General features: G+C 67.8%; 16 protein-coding genes and 1 tRNA gene. 6 read left to right on the forward strand and 11 right to left on the reverse strand.

The window, feature by feature from the left end; translation table 11 throughout:
• Positions 1-51 precede the first annotated feature (51 nt).
• Positions 52-125, reverse strand: a tRNA-Gly gene (locus XINFAN_RS10450).
• A 154-nt stretch (positions 126-279) separates the two neighbouring features.
• Here XINFAN_RS10450 and XINFAN_RS10455 point away from each other — a divergent pair.
• Both XINFAN_RS10455 and XINFAN_RS10460 read left to right on the forward strand, forming a co-directional pair.
• Entirely contained in the window at positions 280-618 is a 339-nt protein-coding gene (locus XINFAN_RS10455; protein WP_124086616.1) for a DUF952 domain-containing protein, read from the forward strand.
• On the forward strand, positions 615-1676 hold the full coding sequence (locus tag XINFAN_RS10460) for a quinone-dependent dihydroorotate dehydrogenase (protein WP_124086618.1): 1062 nt from the start codon (positions 615-617) through the stop codon (positions 1674-1676). Before XINFAN_RS10455 ends, XINFAN_RS10460 begins: the two co-directional genes overlap by 4 nt.
• 191 nt (positions 1677-1867) lie before the next feature.
• On the opposite strand, the gene XINFAN_RS10465 is transcribed toward XINFAN_RS10460, so the two are convergent.
• Complete coding sequence (locus tag XINFAN_RS10465; RefSeq protein WP_124086621.1) at positions 1868-4057, reverse strand: primosomal protein N'; 2190 nt, start codon at positions 4055-4057, stop codon at positions 1868-1870.
• A 140-nt stretch (positions 4058-4197) separates the two neighbouring features.
• Between XINFAN_RS10465 and fsa the strand changes: the two genes are divergently transcribed.
• Positions 4198-4851, forward strand: coding sequence for a fructose-6-phosphate aldolase (gene fsa, locus XINFAN_RS10470; RefSeq protein WP_124086624.1), 654 nt, complete (start codon positions 4198-4200; stop codon positions 4849-4851).
• A gap of 135 nt (positions 4852-4986) precedes the next feature.
• On the opposite strand, the gene XINFAN_RS10475 is transcribed toward fsa, so the two are convergent.
• From XINFAN_RS10475 to XINFAN_RS10505, 7 genes are all read right to left on the reverse strand, one after another.
• Entirely contained in the window at positions 4987-5691 is a 705-nt protein-coding gene (locus tag XINFAN_RS10475) for a CDP-alcohol phosphatidyltransferase family protein (RefSeq protein ID WP_124086626.1), read from the reverse strand.
• A gap of 36 nt (positions 5692-5727) precedes the next feature.
• The gene (locus XINFAN_RS10480; RefSeq protein ID WP_124086732.1) at positions 5728-6630 is read right to left on the reverse strand and encodes a tyrosine recombinase XerC; all 903 of its coding nucleotides are present in this window, start codon (positions 6628-6630) and stop codon (positions 5728-5730) included.
• Between the two features lie 26 nt (positions 6631-6656).
• On the reverse strand, positions 6657-7349 hold the full coding sequence (locus tag XINFAN_RS10485) for a DUF484 family protein (RefSeq protein ID WP_124086629.1): 693 nt from the start codon (positions 7347-7349) through the stop codon (positions 6657-6659).
• Between the two features lie 226 nt (positions 7350-7575).
• Positions 7576-8412 carry an EamA family transporter gene (locus XINFAN_RS10490; RefSeq protein ID WP_124086631.1) on the reverse strand — a complete coding sequence of 279 codons (837 nt, stop codon included), beginning with the start codon at positions 8410-8412 and terminating at the stop codon, positions 7576-7578.
• 66 nt (positions 8413-8478) lie between these two features.
• Positions 8479-8925 (reverse strand): methylated-DNA--[protein]-cysteine S-methyltransferase, encoded by a 447-nt coding sequence (locus XINFAN_RS10495; protein WP_124086633.1) that lies wholly within the window; start codon positions 8923-8925, stop codon positions 8479-8481.
• Positions 8922-9512 carry a DUF1176 domain-containing protein gene (locus XINFAN_RS10500; protein WP_124086635.1) on the reverse strand — a complete coding sequence of 197 codons (591 nt, stop codon included), beginning with the start codon at positions 9510-9512 and terminating at the stop codon, positions 8922-8924. The genes XINFAN_RS10495 and XINFAN_RS10500 overlap by 4 nt, the downstream gene beginning before the upstream one ends.
• 75 nt (positions 9513-9587) lie before the next feature.
• Positions 9588-10511 (reverse strand): LysR family transcriptional regulator, encoded by a 924-nt coding sequence (locus XINFAN_RS10505; RefSeq protein WP_124086637.1) that lies wholly within the window; start codon positions 10509-10511, stop codon positions 9588-9590.
• Between the two features lie 97 nt (positions 10512-10608).
• Here XINFAN_RS10505 and XINFAN_RS10510 point away from each other — a divergent pair, with 97 nt between their 5' ends.
• Positions 10609-10815: a hypothetical protein gene (locus tag XINFAN_RS10510; protein ID WP_124086639.1), complete on the forward strand. Its 207-nt coding sequence runs from the start codon at positions 10609-10611 to the stop codon at positions 10813-10815.
• A gap of 89 nt (positions 10816-10904) precedes the next feature.
• Here XINFAN_RS10510 and ileS read toward each other — a convergent pair whose 3' ends face one another.
• Positions 10905-13853, reverse strand: coding sequence for an isoleucine--tRNA ligase (ileS, locus tag XINFAN_RS10515; protein ID WP_124086642.1), 2949 nt, complete (start codon positions 13851-13853; stop codon positions 10905-10907).
• Between the two features lie 278 nt (positions 13854-14131).
• Here ileS and XINFAN_RS10520 point away from each other — a divergent pair, with 278 nt between their 5' ends.
• Both XINFAN_RS10520 and XINFAN_RS10525 read left to right on the forward strand, forming a co-directional pair.
• Positions 14132-14509: a DUF2237 family protein gene (locus XINFAN_RS10520; RefSeq protein ID WP_124086654.1), complete on the forward strand. Its 378-nt coding sequence runs from the start codon at positions 14132-14134 to the stop codon at positions 14507-14509.
• A gap of 62 nt (positions 14510-14571) precedes the next feature.
• Positions 14572-14964 carry a group III truncated hemoglobin gene (locus tag XINFAN_RS10525; protein ID WP_124086657.1) on the forward strand — a complete coding sequence of 131 codons (393 nt, stop codon included), beginning with the start codon at positions 14572-14574 and terminating at the stop codon, positions 14962-14964.
• A gap of 336 nt (positions 14965-15300) precedes the next feature.
• On the opposite strand, the gene trpB is transcribed toward XINFAN_RS10525, so the two are convergent.
• A complete protein-coding gene (trpB, locus tag XINFAN_RS10530; protein WP_124086659.1) occupies positions 15301-16533 on the reverse strand; it encodes a tryptophan synthase subunit beta in 1233 nt (410 codons plus the stop codon).
• Positions 16534-16633 lie beyond the last annotated feature (100 nt).

The following is a 16633-nucleotide window of genomic DNA, read 5'->3' on the forward strand; positions in this document are numbered from 1 at the left end:
GTAACCCGTTGATATGATTGTATATATCGCGATTTCTGATTGTTCTGGAACTGGAGCGGGCGACGGGAATCGAACCCGTGTCTCTAGCTTGGAAGGCTAGGGTCTTACCATTACACAACGCCCGCATTCCATGGGGGCAGCCATCCGGCGCCCCTGCGCTGTGGCTTTCAGATAGCGGGCTTTTCCCGCCTCTGCAAGCCGCCTGCCGCAGGTTTTCGCGCGCGCTGGCCCCCCACTGACCCATTGACGCGGGCGGCCATGATGTGCAGGAAGCGGGCCATGCTGATCCTCAAGATCCTTCGCCGCCCTGAATGGGACGCCTTCCGCGCCGCGGGCGAGACCGCGGGTGCCCCTGTCGATCTGGACGACGGTTTCATCCATTTCTCGACGCCGTCCCAGGTGGCCGGCACCGCCGAGAAGCATTTCGCCGGCGAAAGCGATCTGGTGCTGGTGGCCTGCGATGCCGAGGCGCTCGGCCCGGCGCTGAAATGGGAGCCCTCGCGCGGCGGCGCGCTGTTTCCGCATCTCTACCGCCCGCTGCGGCTGGCGGATGTGGTCTGGGACAAATCGCTGCCGCTTGGCGTCACCGGCCATATTTTCCCCGAAGGTGTGTTGTGAGCCTGACCGAACGCGCGGGCCTTGCCCTTCTGCACCGCTGCGACCCCGAACGCGCCCATGCGCTGTCGCTGACCGCGCTGCGGATGGGGCTGGCGCCGCTGCCCGGCCCGGTCACCTCCTCGCGGCTGGCTTGCGAACTGGCGGGGCTCGCGCTGCCGAACCCGCTGGGGCTGGCGGCGGGCTACGACAAGAATGCGGTAGCGCTGGCGGCGCTGACCCGCGCGGGCTTCGGCTTCATCGAGGTCGGCGCCGCGACGCCGCGCCCGCAGCCAGGCAATCCGAAACCGCGGTTGTTCCGGCTGAGCGAGGACCGCGCCGCGATCAACCGTTTCGGCTTCAACAACGAAGGGGCAGAGGCGATTGCCGCCCGCCTCGCCGCCCGCGTGCGCGGGCCGGTGCCGGTCGGGCTGAACCTCGGCGCGAACAAGGATTCCGCGGATCGTGCCAGCGATTTCGCCCGGGTGCTTGCCACCTGCGGGCCCCATGTGGATTTCGCCACCGTCAATGTCTCATCGCCCAATACCGAGAAACTGCGCGATCTTCAGGGCCCCGCGGCGCTGGCCGCGCTGCTTGCCGGGGTGATGGAGGCGCGCGCCGCGCTTCTCCGTCCGATCCCGGTCTTTCTCAAGATCGCGCCGGATCTGGAGCCCGCCGATCTGGAGGGCATCGCCGAAGTGGCGCTGGCCTCGGGCCTGTCGGGGATCATCGCCACCAACACCACGCTCTCGCGCGAGGGGCTGCGCAGCGCGGCGCGGGATCAGGCCGGCGGTCTGTCCGGCGCCCCCCTGTTCGAGCGTTCGACCCGGGTTCTGGCGCGGCTCTCCGCGCTGACCGGGGGGCGCATCCCGCTGATCGGGGTGGGCGGCGTCGGCTCGGCAGAACAGGCGTTCGAGAAGATCCGCGCCGGGGCCTCGGCGGTGCAGATCTATACCGCCATGGTCTATGAGGGGATCTCGCTGATCCCCCGCATCCTGCGCGGGCTGGATGCCATCCTTGCGCGCGAGGGTTTCGCCACGGTCGCGGATGCGGTGGGAACCGGGCGCGACCGCTGGCTCTGAGCGCGCGACCCCCTCTTCCGCCGCGCAAGAAAAGACGCCCGCGCCCGCTGTCCCTGGCCCTGCCTGCACGAACCGTCTGAAAATCGGTGCTGACTCCGGGTTTCCCGTGGAGGTATGGCCCTCCTTATCCACAAGGAACGCGGGTTCGCGATAGCCTTTGCGCAGGGGGTCGCTCTTGCGCCCCGGCGGGTTCACATGAAGCTCTGCGGATCGATGTCGATGGCGAGCCGCATCCCTTTGGGCTGTTTCACCTGGCCGATCCAATGCGCCAGCGCCGCCTGCAAGGGCGCGGCTTTCGGCGCCTTGACCAGAAGCCGCACCCGATGCCGCCCGCGCACCCGGGCCACGGGGGCCGGGGCCGGGCCGAAGACCTCGGCGCCGATCCGGCGCAGGGGTGCGTCGGCGCGCGCGAGTTCGCCGCCATAGTCGAACAGAGGTTGCAGGTCCGGGCCCGAGAGGATGATCCCGGCCATCCGCCCGAAAGGCGGCGCTCCGGCGGCGCGGCGCTCTTCGGCCTCGGCCTTCCAGAAGGCCTCCTCATCGCCGCCGAGGATGGCGCGGATCACCGGATGTTCGGGCTGGTGGGTCTGGAGCCAGGCCTCGCCCGGCGCCCCCGCGCGGCCCGCGCGGCCCGCCACCTGGCGCATCAGTTGAAACGTCCGCTCGGCCGCGCGCAGGTCAGAGCCCTGGAGACCCAGATCGGCGTCGATCACGCCGACGAGCTTCAAGAGCGGAAAGTTATGCCCCTTGGCGACGATCTGGGTGCCGATGATGATGTCGGCCGCGCCTTCGGCGATGGCGGCGATCTGCTCTTTCAGCGCGCGGGCCGAGCCGAACAGGTCCGAGGACAAGACCGCCAGCCGCGCCTCGGGGAAGCGCGCCGTCACCTCTTCGGCCAGCCGCTCGACGCCGGGGCCGACGGCGGCCATCCGCCCCTCGACGCCGCAGGAGGGGCAGCTTTGCGGCACCGGCTTCGTCGCGCCGCATTGGTGGCAGACGAGGCGTTTGAGGAAACGGTGCTCGACCATCCGGGCATCGCAATCGTCGCAGCCGATCTGCTGGCCGCAGGCGCGGCAGAGCGTCACCGGCGCATAGCCGCGGCGGTTGAGGAACAGAAGCGACTGTTCCCCCGCGCGGATCCGGTCCTCGACCCCCTTTGCGAGCGTCTCCGAGATCCAGCGGTCCGAGGGCAGCTTTTCGGCCCGCATGTCGATCGCGCGCATCGCGGGCATCTCGGCGGCGCCGTAGCGCGTGGTGAGGTCCAGCCGCGCGTAACGGCCTTGATCGGCGTTCACCCAGCTCTCCAGCGAGGGGGTGGCCGAGGCCAGCACCACCGGGCAGCCGAGGATGGAGCCACGCAGCACCGCCATGTCGCGGGCGTTGTAGAGGACGCCATCCTCCTGCTTGTAAGAGGTGTCGTGTTCCTCATCGACCACGATCAGCCCGAGATCCTGAAACGGCAGGAACAAGGCCGAGCGCGCGCCGACCACGAGGCCGACCTCTCCCTCCGCCGCCATCTTCCACAGCCGCCGCCGCTCGGTCTGGGTCACGCCGGAATGCCATTCGCCGGGGCGCGCGCCGAAGCGGGCCTCGACCCGGGCGAGGAAATCCGCGGTCAGCGCGATTTCCGGCAAGAGCACCAGCGCCTGGCGGTTACGCCTCAGCGCCTCGGCCACCGCCTCAAGGTAAACCTCGGTCTTGCCCGAGCCGGTGACGCCTTTCAGCAGCACCGCCTGAAAATTCTCCGCCGCCACCGCTTGCGCGAGCGCGGCCCCGGCTTCGACCTGATCGCCCTCCAGCCGGGCGGGCGCGCGGGCGTTCAGCCGCGGATAGGGCAGATCGCGCGGCGCCTCCTCCTCGGCGATCACCCCGAGTTTCACGAGGCCGCGCACGACCGAGGCCGAGACCCCCGCCGCCGTGGACAGCTCTCCCGGCGTGACGGGGGCGGCGCCGAAAGACCGCAACGCCTCGATCACCTTCAGCCGCGCCTCGGTCAGCCGGTTCGGCACCGGGCCGGAAAGCCGCAACACCCGGCGCAGAGCGGGCGGGTCGAACAGCCCCGGCGAGCGGGTGGCAAGCCGCAGCATCGCCGGCAGCCAGGTCATGGTGTAATCCGCCGCGCGGCTCAGGAAGGTCCGCAGCTCGGCCCGCATCGGCGGCACGTCGAGCACCCGCGCGATGCTGCGCAGCCGGGCCGGGTCGAAACCGCCCTCGCCCGGGCCCCAGACCACGCCCAGCACCCGGCGCGGCCCGAGCGGCACTTCGACAAAATCGCCGGTTCCGCAGCCGCCCCCGGGCGCGCGATAGTCGAGGAACGGGCCCAGAGGCTCGGTCGTCAGCACCGCGACGGTCTCGCCTTCCGAGAAGATCCGCTCAGTCATCGCACCCTCTTTGCCGGGAATTTTCCGTTAGCGCAAACATTCCCTGCCGGGAACCTCTTTCCCCCCGGCGCGCTTTCCGCTAATACCGCCCCCGATCCCCTCACTCCACCCCCTGATCTGCCCCAAGGGAGCATGACGCCATGAAGTTCTTTGTCGATACCGCCGATGTGGATGCCATTCGAGAGCTGCACGATCTGGGCATGGTGGACGGCGTGACCACCAACCCGTCGCTGATCCTGAAATCGGGCCGCGACATCCTTGAGGTCACCAAAGAGATCTGTTCCTTCGTCGAAGGTCCGGTCTCGGCCGAAGTGGTCGCCGAAAAGGCCGCTGACATGATCGCCGAGGGCCGGAAACTGGCCGAAATCGCCCCGAATATCGCGGTGAAAGTGCCGCTGACCTGGGACGGGCTGAAAGCCTGCAAGGTGCTGTCCGGCGAAGGCAAGATGGTCAACGTGACGCTGTGCTTCTCGTCCAACCAGGCGCTGCTGGCGGCGAAAGCGGGCGCGACCTTCATCTCGCCCTTCATCGGGCGGCTGGACGACATCAGCCTCGACGGGCTGGAACTGATCGACGATATCCGCACCATCTACGACAATTACGGCTTTGACACCCAGATCCTGGCGGCCTCGATCCGCACGCTGAACCACGCGAGAGAATGCGCGCTGATCGGCGCCGATGTGATGACCGCGCCGCCCTCGGTGATCAAGGCGATGGCCAGCCATGTGCTGACCGACAAGGGCCTGGAGCAGTTCAACAAGGACTGGGCGAAAACCGGGCAGAAAATCCTCTGACGAGGATGCGGGGGCCCTGCCCCCGTCCCTTTCAGGGACTCCCCCGGGGTATTTCGGTCAGGGTGAATGGGAATTTCATCCTGAGCTGAATGCTTCCGGCGGGGGCCTCCGCCGGGCGGCGGCGCGCGCGCCGGGTTATTTCACGCGCCGGATGCCTTCCGGGATGACCTGCTGCGCGATTCCGGCCAGCGCGAGATAGAGCGAGGTGACGATCAGCCCCCAATGCGCAAGGCTGCCCTCGGCGAAATCCACCCAGGCCGCCCAGCCCGCGAACACGATCCAGGCCACCGAGACCGGCAGCGAAACCTCGCGCCAGCGCTTCGTCCGCGTCGGGTGGATGAATTTCAGATTGGTGAACATCGCCACCGTCAGCAGCACCACCAGCGTCAGGATCACCCCCGGCGAGGGCGCGACGGCGAACAGAACCAGCACCACCATGTTCCAGCAGGCGGGAAAGCCCGCGAAGCTTTTGTCCTTCGTCTTCATCCTCGTATCGGCGAAATAGACCACCGAGCCGAAAACGATGACGATGATCGCGATCCAGCCGGTCCAGCCGCTCAGGAGCCCCGATTTGAACAAAGCATAGGCGGGGATGAAGACATAGGTCAGGTAATCGACGATCAGATCCATCAGCACGCCGTCATAGGTCGGCCAGTTCTTCTGCACCTGGTATTTGCGCGCCAGCGGCCCGTCGATCCCGTCGACGATCAGCGCGAAGACCAGCCAGAGGAACATCAGGCTCCATTTCGCCTCGACGGCGGCGAGCATGGCCAGCATCGACAGCACCGCGCCCGAGGCGGTGAGCAGATGGACGGAAAGGGCCTTGTAACGATCGGACATGGGAAAACTCATGAAGCAAACCGGCGCCGAAGGCAATCACCCGGCGCGGGGATGGGACCGGGAATAGACTTCCATCAGCCGCGCGGCATCGACCGCGGTATAGGCCTCGGTGGTGGAGAGCGAGGCATGGCCGAGCAATTCCTGGATCGCCCGCAGATCGCCGCCCGCGGACAGAAGATGCGTCGCGAAACTGTGGCGCAGGGCGTGCGGCGTGGCGGTCGCGGGCAGGCCGAGCTGCATCCGCGCGCGCTCCATCGCGAGCTGGATCACCCGCGGGCTGAGCGGGCCGCCGCGTGCGCCGCGAAACAGCGCCTCTCCGGGCGGCAGATCCCAGGGGCACTGATCGGCGTAATCCGCCACGGCGCGGCGCGCGGCGGGCAGCACCGGCACCAGCCGGGTCCTGCCGCCCTTGCCGGTGATGCGCAAAACCTCGGGCAGCGGATGATCGGCGCCTTTCAGCGACAGGGCTTCCGAGATCCGCAGCCCGCAGCCGTAAAGCAGCGTCACCACCGCCAGATCGCGCGCCTGCTGCCAGTCCTCGCGCGCCTGTTCGCCGGTGATCCCGATGATCTCGGCGGTCTTGTCCTCGGGCAGGGGCCGGGGCAGGCGGCGGCGGAATTTCGGCCCGCGGGTAGAGAGGATCACCGGCGCCTCCTCGTCGCGCCGGTCCGCCAGCCAGCCGGTGAAGCTCTTCACCGCCGAAAGCGCCCGGGCGAGCGAGCGCGCCGAGAGACCCCGGCCGCGCTCATGCGCCATCCATGCCCGCATCTCGGCCTGGGTAAGGTCAAGCGTCATCGCCGCGCCTTCCGTCCCGCCGCGGTGCTGCGCGAGGAAACCGAGCCAGCCGAGGACATCGTGCCGGTAGGCGGCGGTCGTATGCTTCGACGCCCCCTTCAGCGCCACCATCTGCGCCAGCCATTCGTCCAGCGCCGCGCGCATCTGCGCGGAGGGCACCGGAGGGCCACTCACGACAGCCAGCGGCGCATGGTCCGCTCGAAGACGCCGGCGAAGAATGCCAGCAGATCGGTGCCCTGGGTGGCACGGAACTGATGCGGATCCTCGGCGCCAAGGACCAGCATCCCCGGCAGCCTGCCCTGGCCGAAATCAAGCCGCAGCAGCGCCTCGGAGCGGATAAACCCCGCGCGGTCACCGTAGAGCAGATCGCTCTCCGGCATGACCTGGCGCAAAGTCACCGGCCGCAGGGGCGCATTGCGCGCGCCCGCGAGATAGCGCGCAGTGAAACCCGGCTCGGCCACGAAAAGCACGTCGCCCAGACGGCGCAAAGCCGGATCCTCGCCCGATTGCCGGCTCTCCAGCACCAGCCGCACGCAATCGACCCGCAGGGTCGCCGCCACATCGCCCGCGAGCGTCGTCAGAAATTCCTCGAACCCGAGCGGATCGAGCATCTGAAGGATCGCCCGGTGGATCTGGTTGGTCCCGGCGAGGTTCTCATAAGCCGCGGCGATCACCGAGCGGTGGGTGTCCTCCAGCCGCTCCAGCCTTGTCTCCAGCCGCTGCATGGCGATGCCGCGCAGATCGACGATATTGGCCCCCATGGCGCGCTCGTTCGCGGCCACCAGGGCGTTCATCACGTCGCGATCCTCCAGCAGGCTCTCGGGCTCTGCCAGAATGCGGTCGCGCAGGTCAGGTTCGATCATATGCGGTCTGCCCGGTTCTTTTGGCTGATTTGCCGCCGACTATAACGGAAAAAGGAAAGCCCGCGGAACCCTTTTCCGCGCGCCCGTCCATGTCGGCCGGGCTGCGCGTGGCAGATCTGCCTCCCGGCGGGCGTATTTATCCCGGCCTGAAAGCCCCATTCACCCTGATCCAAATACCCCGGGGGAGTCGCGGCCCCGGCCGCGACGGGGGCAGGGCCCCCTTCCGCTACATCCGGCTCAGGATCACCCCGGCGACGATGACCAGCGCCGCAAGGGCCTTCTCGCCGGTCATCCGCTCGCCGAACGCAAGCCAGCCGATCAGCACCGCGAACAGGATCGAGGTCTCACGCAACGCCGCCACCAGCGCGATCGGCGCCACCGTCATCGCCCAAATCGAGATCGCATAGGCGCCATAGCTGGCCGCCGCGGCCAGCGCGCCCATCCGCCAGGCATGGCCCTGCATCGGCAGCACCGCCCGCCCGCGCCAGGCCAGCATGCCCACCGAGAAGATCAGCCCGTCGGCCACGAAAACCCAGGCCACATAGGCCACCGCGCTGCCCGAGATCCGCGCGCCGGTGCCGTCGATCAGCGTATAGGTCGCGGTGGCCAGCGCCGAGCCGAGCGCGAAGGGCAGCAGCCGGCGGTTCTCGCCGCTGGCGAAGACGCCGCGCGCCATCAGCAGGATCCCGCCCGCCAGCACCGCAATCGCCGCATATTGCCGCGTGGTGACCGTATCGGCCAGCACCGCCGCGCCGACCAGCGCCACGATCATCGGCGCGGCGCCGCGGGCGATCGGATAGACCCGGCTCAGATCGCCGCGGTCATAGGCGTAGCTGAGAAAGAACTTATAGGCGAAATGCGTCAGCCCCGCCGCGATCACCCAGGGAACGGCCGCAAGGTCGATCGGCGGGGCGAAGGCGACGACGGCCAGGCCGATCGGCACTTCGAGGATCGACAGGATCACCATCGCCCCGACCTTCGAGGTGCCGAGCTTGATCAGCGCATTCCAGAGCGCGTGAAGAAAAGCCGCCGCCAGAACGGCGAGAAAGACACCCAGGGACAAGATGCGCGACCGTTACAGTTTCTTTGCATCCTGCCTCGCATGGCGGCGGGCCGGCGGCAAGGGCGATCAGATCAGCAGCCCCGCCGCGCCCTCGAAGCGCAGGAGCGCGACCTTGGTCTCCACGCCCCCCGGGGCCGAGAAGCCGCCCAGCCCCTTCGCGCCCAGGACCCGGTGGCAGGGGATCAGGATCGGCAGCGGATTGGCGCCGCAGGCCTGGCCCACGGCCTGGGCGGGCGCCCCCACATCCGCCGCGATCTCGCCGTAGCGGCGGGTCTCGCCGAGAGGGATCGCCGCCATCGCCCGGCGGACCTTTTCGTGAAGCCCGGTCCCCCAGTCCAGCGGCAGGTCGAACCGGGTCAGCCGGCGCTCGAAAAACGCCGCCAGCTGGCGCAGCCCCTCGGCCTGGAGGGGCGTTGCCTCTGCCCCGCCCTCGCCCCAGACCAGCGCGGTCAGCCGCGCGCCGTCGTCGCGCAGAGAGAGCGGGCCGAAGGGCGAGGCAAAGGTGGCGCTCACTCGAAGCTCACCAGCGTGACCGGGTTGACCTCGCCGTCGTAGCTCGCGTCCACATCGTAGCGCATGAGGCGGAAGCCCTCGTTCACCAGCCGCCAGACCGCGGTGTTCGAGGCGTCGCCGATGCCGCGCCAGTAGCCGGTTTCGCGGATCTCCAGCCGGTCGGGATCGAATTCGGCGTTGATCGCCAGGACGCTGGCGGTCCAGCCGATGATGTCGATGGATTTCACCGGGCTCTCAAAATCCTCGGGATCCTCGTTTTCCACCCGCAACTCCGGCGCGGGCAGCGCGGCGGGATGGATGCCGCGGTAATCGGTATGGATCAGGAAAAGGTGCTGGATGTTGTAGGCCCCTGCCCCGCACCAGAACTGCCAGACCACCACCGGCGCCGGCTCTCCCCAGTCCGAGGGCGCGAGAACGTCGAACCGCTGCGGCTCATGGATCAGCGCCCCGTCTTCGAGGAAGGCGCCGGAGCAGGTGTCGGCGAAGGCGGCCGAGAACACCTGCACCGCCTTCGCGGTGTCGGGCGGGGTCTGGGCCAGGGCCGGCGCGGCAAGGGTCACGAAGGCGGAGGCGAGGATGCGGCGCATGGGGGCTCCCTTTTACGGCGCAGCCTGGCACAAGGCGGGCGGCGCGCCAACCGGGCTGCGGGTCGGGTTTTTCCCTCAGCGCGAGGGGGCGAGGATCGCCGCCTCGGGCGCCGGCGGCTCGCCCCGGGGCGAGGGCACCGCGAGCGGGCGGAAGGCCTCGCGCAGCACCGCGGCCATGCCCTCGATCGCGGGCGAGGTGCCGCGCGGGTTGCGCCGCAACAAGACCCGCGCCGAATCGATCGGCGGGAAACCGTCCTCGGGCGTAAGCTCCCGGCAGCCCAGCGGGATGGTGCTGCGCGACAGCGCGGCGATGGCCATGCCGTTCGTCACCGCATTGCGCAAAGCGCTGGCCACCGTGCAATGCCAGGCCGGGCGCCAGTCGATCCCCTGCCGGTTCAGCGAGGGCTGCGCCAGCGTCCGGCACCATTCCGAATCGCGGTAGACCGCCACCGGCACCGGATGGCGCAGATGCTGGGAATGGGCGAGCGAGGTCACCCAGACCGTGGGATCGGTCATCAGCAGCTCACCCTTCTCGAAATAGCTGGTGTCGTGGATCACCGCGAGGTCCAGCTCGTCCGCCTCAAGCGCCGCAAGCTGCTGTTCGGAATGGTCGCAGATCACCGAGACCTGCAACCCCTCGTGCCGCTCGTCGAAGGCCGCGAGCGCGCGCGGCAGCACGGTGCCGGAATATTCGTCGGGGATCCCCACCCGCACCGGGCCGGTCAGGGTCTTTTCGCGCAGCGCCTGGGCGGCGTCATCCAGCAGCGCCACCACCCGGCGCGCATAGGGCAGAAGCTGCTCGCCCCGGGCGGTCAGGCTGACGCCGCGCGCAAGGCGGTTGAACAGCGGCTGGTTCAGGTTGTCCTCCAGCCGTTTGATCAGCAGGCTGACCGCCGATTGCGTCCGCCCGAGCCGCGCCGCGGCCAAGGTGACCGAGCCGGTTTCGGCCACGGCGAGAAAGCCGCGCATCAGATCGCTTTCCAGCGGAACCCCTGCCATCGAACCCATCACTTTTATCAATACCACCCATTAAATCTATTCGTTTGAGAAATGTCAAACCGCATGAGAGAACAAGCCGTAACCAATGGAGGCCCGAATGTTCACCCGTCTGATGTCGCTGATGCAGCTTCGCCGCTCGACCGCGTTTCTGCTGGAACGCGGGAATGATCGGTTGCTGGACGATATCGGCCTGACCCGCGACGATCTGAAGGCCATGCACCAGGGCCTGCTGCCCGAAACCTATGCCGCGCAGCTTGCCGACCCGCGCCGGTCGGCGCGCATCAGCCTGCGCAACGCGATCTGAGGATCCCCCGGCCGGCTTCCCTGTCGGACCCGGACAACTGAAGACGCCGGAGGCATGGCCCCCGGCGTCCTTTTCGTTTTGCGCCCGGATCAGGCCAGTGCGGCGTCGCAGCGGGCACAGGTGCCGGGATGGGCATGGCTGCCCACATCGGGCAGGATCTGCCAGCAGCGCTGGCATTTCGCGCCCTCGGCCGGGGCGAAGACCACCGCCACGCCGGGCACGTCGGCCAGTGCGAACGCCCCCGCGGGCTGCGGCGCATCAGAGAGCGTGATGCCCGAGGTGATGCAGACATCGGCGAACCCGACCGAGTTCAGCGCGGCCAGAATCGCGGTATCGGCGACATGGACCACGGGCTTCGCCTCCAGCGAGGCGCCGATGACCTTGGCGGTGCGCTCCACCTCCAGCGCGCCGGTGACGACGCGGCGCGCGGCGCGCACGCTCTCCCATTTCGCGGCCAGCGCCTCGTCGCGCCATCCGGCGGGGGTGTCGGGGAAGTCGGTCAGATGGACCGAGGACTCCTCGCCCGGCAGCCGCGAGAGCCAGACATCCTCCATGGTGAAGGGCAGGATCGGCGCAAGCCAGGTCGCGAGCCGCCGGAACAACAGATCCAGCACCGTCCGCGCGGCCCGGCGGCGCAGGCTGTCGGCCGCGTCGCAATAGAGCGCATCCTTGCGAATGTCGAAATAGAAGGCCGAGAGATCGACGGTCGCGAAGTTGAACAGCGTCTGGAACACGCCCGAGAAGTTGAAGGCGCGATATTCGCGGCGCACCTCGGCATCCAGTTGCGCCAGACGATGCAGCACCCAGCGTTCCAGCTCGGGCATGTCGGCGGGGTCCACCCGCTCGGCCTCGTCAAACCCTTTCAGCGCGCCCAGGAGGAAGCGCATGGTGTTGCGCAGGCGGCGGTAGCTGTCGGCCACGCCTTTCAGGATTTCCTTCCCGATCCGCTGGTCGAGCGTGTAATCGGTCTGCGCCACCCAGAGCCGCAGGATATCGGCCCCATATTCGCCGATCACCTCTTGCGGGCCGACGGTATTGCCGAGCGATTTGGACATTTTCATGCCCTTCTCGTCCAGCGTGAAACCATGCGTCACCACATTGCGGTAAGGCGCACGGCCGCGGGTGGCCGAGGCTTGCAGCAGCGAGGAATGGAACCAGCCGCGATGCTGGTCGGTGCCCTCCAGATAGACATCCGCGATGCCGTCCTCGGTGCCGTCCGCCCGGTCGCGCAGCACGAAAGCATGGGTCGAGCCGGAATCGAACCAGACATCCAGCACGTCGAACACCTGATCGTAGTCCGCCGGATCGGCGATGCCGTCGAGCGCCTTCTCTTTGAAGCCGGGCAGATACCAGACATCGGCGCCCTCGGCCTCGAAAGCCGCGAGGATGCGGGCGTTCACGGTCTCATCGCGCAGAAGGAAATCGGGATCGGTCGGCTTCGCGCCCTTTTTCGTGAAACAGGTCAGCGGCACGCCCCAGGCGCGCTGGCGCGACAGCACCCAGTCGGGGCGGTTCTGGATCATCGCATGCAGGCGGTTCTTGCCCGAGACCGGGGTGAACTCCACCAGATCCTCGATCGAGGTCAGCGCGCGTTTGCGGATCGTGTCGCCGAACTCGCCCATCCCGTCCGCCAGCACATGATCGATGGCGGCGAACCATTGCGGCGTGTTGCGGAAGATCACCGGCGCTTTCGAGCGCCAGGAATGCGGATAGCTGTGCTTCACCTTGCCCTTTGCGAGCAGCGCGCCCGCGTAAGCCAGTTGTTTGATGTTCGAGACATTGGCCGGGCCTTCCTTGCCATCGGGCAGGATGACATGCTGGCCGCCGAACAGGGGCAGATCGGCACGGTAGGAACTGTCCTCGGTGACGTTATACGTCATCGGCAGCCTGTATTTCAGGCCAAGCTGGTAGTCGTCGTCGCCATGGCTCGGCGCGGTATGAACGAAGCCGGTGCCGGCGTCGTCGGTGACGTGATCGCCGGGCAGCATCGGCACGTCGTAATCCCATTCGCCATTGCCGCCTTCCGCCCCGCGATAGGGATGGGCGAGGATCATGCCCCCGAACTCGGCGGGGGCCACGTCGCGCAGCCGGGTCCAGGCCTCGACCTTCGCCGCCTCGCGCACGCTTTCCGCAAGGCTGTCGGCCAGCACGAGCGTCTCGCCCACGGTCGCGGTGGATTTTTCGGCGACCTGATCGACCCGGTAAAGCCCGTAGCCGATCCCCGGACCGTAAGCCACGGCGCGGTTTTGCGGGATGGTCCAGGGCGTCGTGGTCCAGATCACCACCGAGGCCTGCAAGAGATCGGTGTTCATACAGCCGTCAAGCTCGGGGAACTGCGCCGCCGAGGCCACGCGGAAGCGCACCCAGATCGTATGGCTGGTGTGATCGTGATATTCGACCTCGGCCTCGGCGAGGGCGGTCTTTTCAACCGGCGACCACATCACGGGTTTTGATCCCTGATAGAGCGAGCCGTTCATCAGAAGTTTCATGAATTCGGCGGCGATCACCGCCTCGGCATGCCAGGCCATGGTCAGATAGGGGTCTTCCCAGTTGCCGTAGACGCCGAGCCGTTTGAACTCCTCGCGCTGGACATCCACCCAGCCCTCGGCGAAGCGGCGGCATTCCTGGCGGAAGGCGATGATATCCACATCGTCCTTGTTCAGCCCTTTGGCGCGGTATTGCTCTTCGATCTTCCACTCGATCGGCAGGCCGTGGCAGTCCCAGCCGGGAACGTAGCGCGCATCCATCCCCATCATCTGATGGCTGCGGTTGATGATGTCCTTGATCACCTTGTTCAGCGCATGGCCGATGTGCAGATGGCCGTTGGCATAGGGCGGGCCGTCATGCAGCACGAAGGACGGACGGCCCTCTTTCTCGCGCAGGCGGTGGTAGATGTTCAGCCGCTCCCACCGGGCCAGCCATTCCGGCTCGCGCGCGGGAAGGCCGGCGCGCATCGGGAACTCGGTCTCGGGCAGGAAAACGGTGTCGCGGTAGTCCACGGTTGTTTCGGTGGCGGTCTCGGTGGTGTCGGCGCACATAGGATGCGATCCTTCGATCTTTGGGCGGTCTTTGGGGCGCAGAGGCCCCGTCTGGCGAGCGGTCAGGCGGACTCTCCCGGCGTGCTGAGGGTCAGCGCGCCGGGCCGCTAATTCGGCCACCGGAGGGCCAGGGAAGGATCGCGAGGCGACAGGTCATGCCCGCGCTTATAGGACGGGGTTTTTGTGCGGTCCAGAGGGCCGCCGATCCGGGTGCGCACGGGGTTGACCCCGCCGCGCCACGCGCCCAGGCTGGGGCATGAGGCAAGCGGAGAGGCGCGATGAAATATCCGTCGGTCAATGTGCTCGGAGGGGCTTTGGAGGCCTGTTCGGCGAAACCGCTGACCGGGTTCTTCCGCGACGGCTGCTGCAATTCCGGCCCGACCGATCAGGGGATGCACACGGTCTGCGCCGAGATGACGGCCGAGTTTCTGGCGCTGTCGAAATATCTCGGCAACGATCTGTCCACCCCGCGCCCCGAATTCGGCTTTGCCGGGCTGAAGCCGGGCGATCACTGGTGTCTTTGCGCCACGCGCTTCCTGCAAGCGCATGAGGAAGGCGCCGCACCACGGCTGCGGCTGCGCGCGACCCATCACGCCACGCTCGATGTGGTGCCGATCGAGGTGCTGCGGCTCTATGCCAGCGACGACGAGGGCTGAGGGGGCGGGCTGCGGCATCCTGCCCGCTTTCCCTTTTGCGACATTTCCCGCAGGAAAACCCCATGAGCCTTCCGCCCCGCTTTCCCATTTCAGACATTCAGATCGAAGGCGTGGTCACCGAGTTCTACGCGCTGATCCGCGCGCATCCGGTGCTGGGGCCGGTGTTCGGCGCCCATGTCGCCGACTGGCCCGCGCATGAGGCGAAGATCGCAGCCTTCTGGCGCAACGCGATCCTGTTCGAGCGCAGCTATGACGGCAATCCGATGGCGGTCCACAAGGCGGCGGGCAATGTGCGGCCGGGGATGTTCATCCCCTGGCTGAAACTGTTCGACGAGGTGCTGGCGCGCCGCCTCTCCCCCGAAACCGCGAGCGCCTGGTCGGCGCTGGCGCACCGGATCGGGCGGGGGCTGAGCCTCGGCCTCCAGGACTACGGCGGGATCCCGAAGCTGAGCTGAGTCTGTCTGTGCTATCCTGAGGGGGAACGGGGAAGGCCCGGCTCGCACAAGCCCGCCGCGTTCCGCCGATAACAGTTCGCGACGCCCAGGCATTTCGTATTCGCCCTGAAAGCGCCGCGGGTCGTCACCAACCGGCGGGGGCGGGCCGAGGCCAGCCGCGCGAAATTCTTCGGGAGCGGCTGGATGCTGTCTGGCGGCAAGCCCGCGCCGGTGAACGGCGAAGCCTTCCGAACCCCAAGGATTTCGCGGTCCTCCTCAAGCCTCCTGCCGAAATTGGGCAGCAGCGAAGCGCATCCCGAGGGTCACGCCCCCGCAGCTACCCGACCGCCGGGCGGTTCAGCCCTTGATCTCGACGCCGAGATGGCGGGCCACCGTGAAGATGTCCTTGTCGCCGCGGCCCGAGAGGTTGACGACGATGATGTGATCCTTCGGCAGCGCCGGCGCGATCTTGGTCACATGGGCCAGCGCGTGGCTCGGTTCCAGCGCCGGGATGATGCCCTCGGTCTGGCACAGAAGCTGGAACGCCGCCAAAGCCTCATCGTCGGTGACCGAGACATATTCCGCCCGGCCCATGTCATGCAGCCAGGAATGTTCCGGCCCGATCCCGGGGTAGTCGAGCCCGGCCGAGATCGAGAAACCCTCAAGAATCTGGCCGTCGTCGTCCTGCAACAGATAGGTGCGGTTGCCGTGCAACACGCCCGGGCGGCCGCCGGTCAGGCTGGCGCAATGCTCCATCCGCTCGTCCACGCCCTTGCCGCCGGCCTCGACCCCGATGATCTTCACGCTGGGATCGTCGAGGAACGGGTGGAACAGCCCCATCGCGTTCGAGCCGCCGCCGATCGCGGCGATCACGGTGTCGGGAAGCCGGCCCTTGCCTTCCTGTTCCTCAAGCTGCCAGCGGGTCTCGCGCCCGATCACCGACTGGAAATCGCGCACCATGGCGGGATAGGGATGCGGGCCGGCGACGGTGCCGATACAGTAGAACGTGTCGCGCACATTCGTCACCCAATCGCGCAGCGCGTCGTTCATCGCGTCCTTCAGCGTGCCGCGGCCCGAGGTGACCGGGATCACCTCGGCGCCCAGAAGCCGCATGCGGAAGACGTTCGGCGCCTGGCGCTCGACATCATGGGCGCCCATATAGACCACGCATTTCAGCCCGAACCGCGCGCAGACCGTGGCGGTCGCGACGCCGTGCTGGCCCGCGCCGGTCTCGGCGATGATGCGCTGTTTGCCCATCCGGCGGGCGAGCAGGATCTGGCCCAGCACGTTGTTGATCTTGTGGGAGCCGGTGTGGTTCAGCTCTTCGCGCTTGAGGTAGATCTTCGCGCCGCCGAGATGTTCGGTGAGGCGCGGGGCGTAATAGAGCGGGCTCGGGCGGCCGACATAGTATTTCCACAGATCGGCCATCTCGTCCCAGAAGCTCTGGTCGGTTTTGGCGCGTTCGTATTCGGCTTCGAGATCGAGGATCAGCGGCATCAGCGTTTCCGAGACGAACCGGCCGCCGAAGATCCCGAACCGGCCCTGCTCGTCCGGCCCGGTCATGAAGCTGTTGATCCCGTCTTCGGCCATGGTTTTTTCCCTCGCGCTTACGGGGTCCGGTGTAGCGCCCCCGGCAGGCGGAGAAAAGGGGGCCCGAAGATGCAGGCTCGGACCGATGGCGCCTGCATCT

This window comes from Pseudogemmobacter humi (assembly GCF_900609055.1).
Taxonomy (GTDB): Bacteria; Pseudomonadota; Alphaproteobacteria; order Rhodobacterales; family Rhodobacteraceae; genus Pseudogemmobacter; species Pseudogemmobacter humi.